Source organism: Bacillus sp. JJ1521, from assembly GCF_036965165.1.
GTDB lineage: Bacteria > Bacillota > Bacilli > Bacillales > Bacillaceae_L > Ferdinandcohnia.
The window spans coordinates 1-8,398 of the sequence record NZ_JBALOX010000033.1 but is presented as its reverse complement, the minus strand read 5'-3'; the positions used below and the strand labels follow the sequence as shown (position 1 = coordinate 8,398).

Sequence of the window (8,398 nt, the reverse complement as noted above, 5' to 3'; positions counted from 1 at the left end):
CCATGAGGGAACGAAGCCCCAACGCAAATACCCGAGGCGATTACTTCTACCATCATTGATTACTGATAGGACAGATTGAGAAGGGGCAATATTAAAGCTCGGGATATATAAATCTTGTTCAATCGCGGCTTCAATATCAAACCGATTAAGTATATCGTCGAACTCTGCAAATAAAGTAAATCGCCCACACATTTATGTTCACCTCTCTATTTATTCTGATGTTGAAGGTGGTTGATAGGTTGGAAGCTTTATAATAAAGGATGTGCCAATACCAACAGCACTTTCAACCTCAATTGAGCCTTTTAATTGTTCAATAATTTGAAAGCAAATTGTAAGCCCAACGCCAGTTCCTTTGTCCTTTGTTGAATAAAAGGGAGTTCCTATTTTTGCGAGTTGTTCCTTCGTCATACCTAGGCCATTATCCGTTATTTTTACGACGATGTCTTTATCATTGGAAAAGGCTTCGATTTTCAGTAACCCATCATTTCCAATCGCTTCAATTGCGTTTTTTATAATATTAATAAGAACCTGCTTAATCTCATCTTTACTTCCATTGATAAACAAGAGTTTTTCAATAGAGATTTTAACCTCAATATTTTGAATATTTGTATAGGATGTCATTAACTCCACGGTTTTTGCAAGTTCTTCGCTAATGTTTATTAATTGTGTACTACTATTGTTGGGCTTTGCAAGGGATAAATAATCATTAATAATCGATTGTGCACGATTTAATTCTGAAAGGGTAATATCAATATAATTTCGCTGTTTTTCGGTGATGTTTTCATCACGTATAATTAACTGTAAAAACCCATTTACTGTTGTTAATGGATTGCGAACCTCATGAGCAACCGATGCAGCTAGCTGACTAATCACATTCATTTTTTCAGACCGTCTTAGTTCCCTTTGTAATTGGATTTGGTGATTTAGATTTTCAATTAGTAGAACGACCAATAGAAGTGTAATCAAGGTAGCAATTGAAAAAATGTACATCTCTAGGATTTGTTCAGTCTGATTATTTTTTACTAGGCTAATCGTTCTGGTTATGACAATAAAACAGTAAATGGATGATAAGAGCATCAGCTTCTTGTTTAAGAGAAGAGAATGATATTTTTTTAAGAGAAAATAAAAAATGATTGTAATAACTGCGTAATTCATTAAGAGCATGAAATAGTTAGTATATCCTAGTACTTGCGAATATACCAACATCATCAGAATAATTGCCATACCTCTAAAGAATCCAATGTAAAGAAATGTGACAAAAATAGGGATAATCCGAAAATCATACGAAAATCCATTCGCGTAAGAAACAGGAAACGACATTGTTAATAGAAGGATAATGCTGCTCATTCCTAGTAATTTATTCAAGTGAAGCTTTGGGGTAGAGCCATTGTCTTGAATGACAAGTAAATAATATAGAAGAATAGGAAAAATAACGATGAGAACATGGTATAGAATATGTCCAATATGATCAACCAACTCCATTGACACCCCTTTAATCTAAATCTTCCGAATACTACTTCTTTAATTCGACATGTTCACCTATATTCCTTCATCTTGATGCTGATATATTAAATGATATTTCGGAAAAGTGTAAAAGTAATTTATCAATTCATAATTCTTTTTTTCTGGTTCTGGGTATGATACAACTAAACATATCTTTAATTTTGGAGGTTTATTATGTTTAAAAAATTATTTGGTAGTAAAGATAAAAAAGTAGAGGAAACATTATTTGCACCAGCGACTGGTAAGATACTTACTTTAGAAGAGGTGCCAGACCCAGTATTTTCTCAAAAAATGATGGGAGATGGACTTGCAATTGATCCGTCTGAAGGGAAAATTGTTTCACCTGTAAAAGGAGAAATTATTCAGGTTTTCCCAACTAAACACGCAATTGGGATTAAAACTGAAATTGGTTTGGAACTTCTTATCCATATCGGCCTTGAGACAGTGAACATGAAAGGTGAAGGCTTCACCGCTCATGTAAAAGAAGGAGACAAGGTTGAGGTTGGAACTGATCTTGTTACCTTTGATTTAGATTTAGTAAAAGAAAAAGCTGCAAGTACCATTACACCAATTGTTATTACTAATTTTGATACAGTTGAATCATTTGAAATGATTGGAAGTGACCAAGCGACTGCTGGTTCAACTGAGCTTGCAAAAGTAAAGAAAAAGTAAGAAAACGGTCCATGGTGTGAACTGCACCTCCATTGTTAGACACAAGGCTAACAATGAAGGTGCATTTTATTAGGCAAAATTACATTCGAGGACAAGTTATAAGTAGTAAAAGAATATGAACAAGGAATACTTTCTAATAGGAATATTCCTAAAAATATAGGTACTGTCCGAAGGGAAACGGTCTCTATAATGCCGTTATCGAGAACTTCTTTGGCATCCTTTAGACAGACCTCCTTTATATTCAGGATTTTGAGAGTATTGAGCATTTTAAATTGGAATTATAAGATTATATTTATTACTAAAACAATACACCCATGAAGAGAAATAAGACCTGAGTCCAGTAGAATACCGGACTTTAGGTCCAACAAGTTGCTTAAAATAATATTGTCTAACTTTTTTGGTTATTTCAATGATGTATGCATTATTTACCAAGTAATCTGGCCGTTTTCATTTTCTTATTTTGATCTTCTTTTACTTCTCGAAAAAATCCCCTCTGATTCGGAAAGAACTCTCTTCATTTTCTTTTTATCCTTAAAAGCTTTGCAATAAATATCCCTTAATTTTAGATTATTTGTACCATTTGGGTTTAAATGGTAGCCTAGTGGTTGGTGCCAAAGGTGATAAATTGTATGATTAAGCCTTTTAAATTGACCACATATCGTATTAAAGGCAAGGTAAAAAGCATCATCCTCGCCTCCCCAGCCCACGAATCTTTCGTCAAAACCACCTATTCTCATAAAGGCAGACCTAGATATGATCATAATGCCTCCAGAATAATCTTCAGTATAAACATGGTCAGTTCTTGTAAGCTCTTTTTTTAATGGCCAAGTGGGATTGGTTTGAACAAGTTCATTCGTATCGCCTTCAGAAATTCGAATCAGATTTTTATAGGGTATGACCATTCTATACTTGTTTAAATAGGAGATAGAATCAATAATTGAATCAGGATCACAGAAAATATCTGCATCCACAATAACAAATATATCCCTAGTTGCTTGTTTAGCTGCAATATTAATTGCTTTTGATCTATTAAAAGGATTTTCTGTATTTATGCCTATACAAATCTCTACCTTTGGACAAAGATTATTATAATATTTGCGTATCCAATTAAAGTTAGCATCTCTTACAGAACCATCTGATTTGAAAGGAATTAATAAAGATACGTCTTTATACAAATGTTTACCCCCTTTGCAATAAGTTCTTCTACTAAAACTCCCTATAATTTATAGCACCAATTTGGACGGTTTGTTTAAAGCCTTTAACTTTTTTTAACAAGAACCTTTTTCTTTACATTATTTATAACAAGGTTAGCTTCATCTTTGGTAGTTACTCTTTTACATTATTTATTGAATTGTTCTTGTTCTTCAAAGTATTTTTTTAAGAGTACTTCCTTCCATGTGGGGCCAGTTTTAACATCCCACCATGAACAATCGAAGTGATGGACAGTGTAGTTTTGTCCATCCCCTACATCAAGTGTAAGTTCATTTACCGGATAGATGACAATACCGTCCTTCAAAGCTTGCCTTTTCCCATTCAATTGAAGGCCATATTCATTAACAAGTAAACTAGTAGTTCGAGGGACGTTTGGTTTGGCATTATATTCCCCAGTTTCTGTTATAAAGCTTTCATTTTGATAGTACTCCAGCAATTTTTTTATAAGTGGGGCGCCCTTTACCGAACCGATAATTCCCGTTTGTATAAAATTGGCTGATTCAAAGGAAAGAAAGGAATTGTTTATTCTAAAACTGTCAATGTTTTTTGTAATTTCGACATCTGTATCCATATAGATGCCACCATATTCATATAAGTATTTCAGTCTAAAATAGTCAGAAACAAATGCCCACTTACCTGCTTCATACGCTTGTTTAACATAGGTGTTAATCTCCATATTACAATTTGTTTCATTCCACTCCATAAACTCGTAATCAGGTAATTTCTCTTTCCACGTCTTGATGCATTTTTTTGCTAACTCTGACTTTTTTTTGTCGCCAAACCAACAATAGTGAATAATTGGTGGAATAATTTTAGCGTTATATAAATCCTTTATTTCATTTTTTCTANNTTTTCGATGGTTTTTTTATTTTTTTCTGCAAATTCAATAAATTCTTTTGCAAAAGCTGGTTTAAAATCAATAAAGGCTGATATACTTCGGGCAACAGCGAAAATAACCTCCTTTATATATTTTGTTTTAGCCTCCTTTAATAATCTCTCCCAACCCTTGATAATTCCCAGAGTACTCTTATCTTGGCTGCTTGTCATAGAACCAGTTCGTTGTCGATAATAATAGAGCGGAGATTGGATGTAGTAAATGGATTCAGCATATGACATTAAGATGGGAGTAGTAGCAACATCCTCATACCAATCTTTAATAAATTTAGCTTTTTTAAATAATTTTTTTTTGAAAAGTTTATTGCAAGCAAATGCAGGATCTGTAGAATACATTACAGCTTGAGGTTTGTTAAATGTTTCTCCTCGAAAGCCTGATGCTACATGCTGATTTTCTTCATTTTCCGATATGGAAATTAAATCGCAAATTATTAGATCATGTCCTTTATAAGTGGCCTTATACAAAGTCTCAAACATTTTTGGATCAACCCAATCATCTGAATCAACAAACCCTACATATTCACCTCTCGCTTGTTTTAAGCCAACATTTCGTGCATCACCTAAACCACCGTTTTCTTTCATAATTGCTTTTATCTTGTCGGGAAACCTCTGAACATATTTATCTATGATATCCTGAGAAGAATCAGGAGATCCGTCATTTACAACTATAATTTCCATTTCATCTAATGTTTGCATGACCAACGAATCTAAACATTTTCTAAGGTATTTCTCAGTGTTATAAACTGGGACAATTACCGATACTTTTGGTTCCATCTTTTCAAAACTCCTCCAATCCTAGGTCTAAAATAGGACTCATTTAATTTATAATATGAAATATATATATTGGTGCAACGGTAATTATCTAGTTTTATTGATTTATAAAGGATGAGTCGCATAAAAAAGAGCTAGGGAAAAAAGGTATAAATTACCAAATTGTGGTTTTTGGAAATAAAGAAACGACAAAATACATGGTTGATACATCCATACTCATTTACATCCAATTGATTTAATTATCACAATGGGAAAAGAAAAAACGGGAATTTAAGGCTTTTCAGAATTACACTCCTGCTCTGAGAAGTATGGAATCCCTCTTTATATTGCATATACCTATTCTTTAAAGGATGATAAGGATATGGAATTCTAGGTATAACAATAGGATTGCAACGAATCATACCATCTGATTTTTTTACACAGTTTAAAAGGGTTATATTTGGTTTTCAGGAAGCGTGGGTATGGAACGTTCTCCAGTTAATGGATCAACATTAAAGGGGGCAAATCATAAATACCTATGACTATTCTGTGGGTGAGACAATCGAAACATTTGGAGATAAAATAAAAATAAAGACAACCGATGGTTCGATTTTGATTAACAAATATACATTTGATGGTGAAATAAAAAGTAGAGACATATTTCGTTATACATGAAAGCGAACATTAGAGGTGGTCTCCTTACATCATGGTCATCTTTTCAATAGTACTAATTGTCTATTTAGCTATCTTATTACATATGTAAGGTATGTAGCGCATAGGATTTTAATGGTATGATTGTATATATGTGTAAAAATAAGTCTTTTTACCCAATTATAAAAAAAGGGTTTTTACCTTTTTTCTAGAAAGAGTATATAACCAGTCAGTCAATGAGAGGGAATGAGATATGGAGATAGGGAGCAGAATACGTTTCTTTCGAATTCAAAAAAACATGACACAAGAAGAGCTAGCACAGGAGATTATCTCCATTTCTTATCTTTCAAAAATTGAAAATAACCAAACATCGGCAAGTATAGAGGTTCTTGAATTATTATGTGACCGATTAGGAATCAAGCTCATTGAAAGTGAAGAATATGAACAATTAAAGGAGCTTTATGATTGGTACCACTTAATGGTTGCGCGAAAAAGAGAACCAGCCATTACTTTTTATGAATCCTATGAATGTAAGAATACAAATGATTCAAGGGTTGCCATTTTCTTCGTCCTCTTTGAGCTTAGATACTATATTTTTATAAAGCAATTAGACAAAGCCGAAGAGCAAATTAAGAAAATTGAGTTATATAAAGATATATTTGATATCCGCATGAATTATTTTTATGAAAAAATAGTTGGGCAATTTTATTATTTTAAAAGCCAGTTTTCTGTTGCCATGGAGCATTTTAAGATGGCGGAGGAAATTTTAACAAGCAGTGTCCACTTTGAGGGCTGGGAAACAGCTGATCTGTATTACTATAAAGGGCTAAATAATAATCGAATGGGGAAATTAGCCTTAAGTATCGTGTATATACAGAAAGCTCTCGCTATCTATCAATCTCTTTATGATTTAAAAAGAAGTGCTGAATGTCAAATTTTACTGGGCATTTGCTATGAAAAAATTGATGAATTTGAAATGGCGGAAGAGAATTATTTACTAGCAACGAGAGTAGCTGAAGGAATAAATGATCCATCTTTATTAGGATTGATTTATCATAATCAAGGTGTCCTTTATTCAAAGCTCGGGAAGTCCATTGAGGCAATTGAACAATTCAAAAATAGCCTTGGACATAAGGAAGATCATATGGTCATTGGACGGCTGCGTTCAATCCATGGATTAATCGAAGAATATTATAAAATCGGGCATTATGATGAGTGCAGAAATTGGATGAAAGAAGGATTTGTAATCGTTGAAGAGCATCGTGATCTTCCTGAATTCAACATTCATTTCATCTATTATGATTATTTACTACAGAAGTCTGAGCATCTACCGAAATTTATTGAAAAAGATGTATTGCCGTATTTTGAAGGCAATGACCACCATCTTCTCGTAGCCTACTATGCGGAGGAGCTTGGGAAAATCTATCAAGAGAATAATAAATATAAGTTAGCAAGCTATTATTTTTCAAAGGCTATTTCAGCTTTGAAAAAACATAGTCATTTATATCAATAAAATTTAAGTTGAAAAAGGAGGATAAGAAAATGAAAAAATTAATGCTGTTATTCATGCTTGGATTAGTGACAATTGCAGGTTATCAATTAACAGAAGGTGTTGCATGGGTAGACAATGACTACCCAGAGTCACAAGAAGTACAGGTATAATGAAGAAGGCAGCCCAAGTTAATCCGGGCTGCTTTTTTAAGTCTATAAAAAATGATGATAATCTCTTTGGTTGTTCTTAACTTCATCGACTTGCTTTTGAATTTTGTGGGAGTCGGTAGAATGATTCTTTTTTGATACCCGGTCCGCTACAAAACCTACTAGGAGTAACCCTCCAAAAAAGACTAACAGCCAGCCCCATAATGGCATATTTTCACCCCCATATTGTAGAGTATGAGAATCGGACAACATTGATGAAGTGTACAAGTGAACCGTAATCTATTTTTAAATAAAAAAAAGCAACGTTCATAAACGTTACTTTTTTGGAATAAATGTAAAGATTTCATGTGATTCGAAACTGTCGACTAGCCGGTCGAGCCAGAAATAATATTCCAAGGCATTCTTTAACTTCAAAATATCGTTTTCTGCCTCTGCTTTTATCTCATGACTCACTTGCTCGTCCTCTAAAAGCTCCTTGAGTTCTGTTAATGATTTTTGAATGGCACTAACATTCATGGAAATACCGTTTCTCCATTTTATAGTAAAAAAATCTATAAAAGATTGATACCAATCTTCCTCAACCTCATACAGGTCTTTTCGAATTCCTTTTTTCCACACCTTATCGACCATATTTAATTCCATTAAATTGCGAACAGAGGTACTCATGCTTGTTTTACTCATACCCAGCTCTAGTTTCATTTCATCAAGCGTCATTGGCTCATCATGAAAATACATAAGACCCCAAAGTCGTCCAACAGAAGGAGTTACTCCATATAAATTCATATTTTGAGCGATCGCATCAATTACACGTTCTCGGGCTTTTTCTAGTTTGTCTACACCATGCAAATAGATTCACATCCTACAACAAAATTGATTGATATATATAGCCTACTCATTTGGACTATGAATGTAAAGTGAAGCTGATTAAAGGATGTTGGAGGATATTGGAGGAATTTTGAGTCTAAGGAATGTAAAGTACGTACAGTTTTAACTTTACAAACTTTATGAAGGTATATCCCTTAATATCCGCTTTGTGAAATTTAAAAATCATTTATAC

General features: G+C 33.5%; 9 protein-coding genes. 2 read left to right on the top strand and 7 right to left on the bottom strand.

The window, feature by feature from the left end; all coding sequences use genetic code 11:
* Both V7147_RS06110 and V7147_RS06105 read right to left on the bottom strand, forming a co-directional pair.
* Window positions 1–192 (bottom strand): SOS response-associated peptidase family protein (locus tag V7147_RS06110; protein WP_335366968.1); only part of this gene is annotated, 192 nt, incomplete at its 3' end.
* Between the two features lie 18 nt (window positions 193–210).
* Window positions 211–1,482, bottom strand: a complete 1,272-nt coding sequence (locus V7147_RS06105) for an ATP-binding protein (protein WP_335366967.1) — start codon at window positions 1,480–1,482, stop codon at window positions 211–213.
* A gap of 195 nt (window positions 1,483–1,677) precedes the next feature.
* Here V7147_RS06105 and V7147_RS06100 point away from each other — a divergent pair, with 195 nt between their 5' ends.
* On the top strand, window positions 1,678–2,175 hold the full coding sequence (locus V7147_RS06100; RefSeq protein WP_335366966.1) for a PTS sugar transporter subunit IIA: 498 nt from the start codon (window positions 1,678–1,680) through the stop codon (window positions 2,173–2,175).
* 455 nt (window positions 2,176–2,630) lie between these two features.
* Here the strand turns inward: V7147_RS06100 and V7147_RS06095 are convergent, their stop codons facing one another.
* From V7147_RS06095 to V7147_RS06085, 3 genes are all read right to left on the bottom strand, one after another.
* Window positions 2,631–3,350, bottom strand: coding sequence for a galactosyltransferase-related protein (locus V7147_RS06095; RefSeq protein ID WP_335366965.1), 720 nt, complete (start codon window positions 3,348–3,350; stop codon window positions 2,631–2,633).
* A 164-nt stretch (window positions 3,351–3,514) separates the two neighbouring features.
* A complete protein-coding gene (locus tag V7147_RS06090; protein WP_335366980.1) occupies window positions 3,515–4,183 on the bottom strand; it encodes a glycosyltransferase family 32 protein in 669 nt (222 codons plus the stop codon).
* 35 nt (window positions 4,184–4,218) lie between these two features.
* Window positions 4,219–5,055 (bottom strand): glycosyltransferase family 2 protein, encoded by an 837-nt coding sequence (locus tag V7147_RS06085; protein WP_335366964.1) that lies wholly within the window; start codon window positions 5,053–5,055, stop codon window positions 4,219–4,221.
* 880 nt (window positions 5,056–5,935) lie between these two features.
* Between V7147_RS06085 and V7147_RS06080 the strand changes: the two genes are divergently transcribed.
* The gene (locus V7147_RS06080; RefSeq protein WP_335366963.1) at window positions 5,936–7,195 is read left to right on the top strand and encodes a helix-turn-helix transcriptional regulator; all 1,260 of its coding nucleotides are present in this window, start codon (window positions 5,936–5,938) and stop codon (window positions 7,193–7,195) included.
* Between the two features lie 191 nt (window positions 7,196–7,386).
* Here V7147_RS06080 and V7147_RS06075 read toward each other — a convergent pair whose 3' ends face one another.
* Window positions 7,387–7,551, bottom strand: coding sequence for a hypothetical protein (locus tag V7147_RS06075; RefSeq protein WP_335366962.1), 165 nt, complete (start codon window positions 7,549–7,551; stop codon window positions 7,387–7,389).
* A gap of 105 nt (window positions 7,552–7,656) precedes the next feature.
* On the bottom strand, window positions 7,657–8,187 hold the full coding sequence (gene cudC, locus V7147_RS06070; protein ID WP_335366961.1) for a choline uptake/conversion transcriptional regulator CudC: 531 nt from the start codon (window positions 8,185–8,187) through the stop codon (window positions 7,657–7,659).
* Window positions 8,188–8,398 lie beyond the last annotated feature (211 nt).

Excerpts from the sequence above, each read along its gene's own strand:
- V7147_RS06105 (WP_335366967.1), bottom strand. The coding sequence starts at position 1,482 with ATGGAGTTGGTTGATCATATTGGACATATTCTATACCATGTTCTCATC.
- V7147_RS06100 (WP_335366966.1), top strand. The coding sequence starts at position 1,678 with ATGTTTAAAAAATTATTTGGTAGTAAAGATAAAAAAGTAGAGGAAACA.
- V7147_RS06080 (WP_335366963.1), top strand. The coding sequence starts at position 5,936 with ATGGAGATAGGGAGCAGAATACGTTTCTTTCGAATTCAAAAAAACATG.
- V7147_RS06075 (WP_335366962.1), bottom strand. The coding sequence starts at position 7,551 with ATGCCATTATGGGGCTGGCTGTTAGTCTTTTTTGGAGGGTTACTCCTA.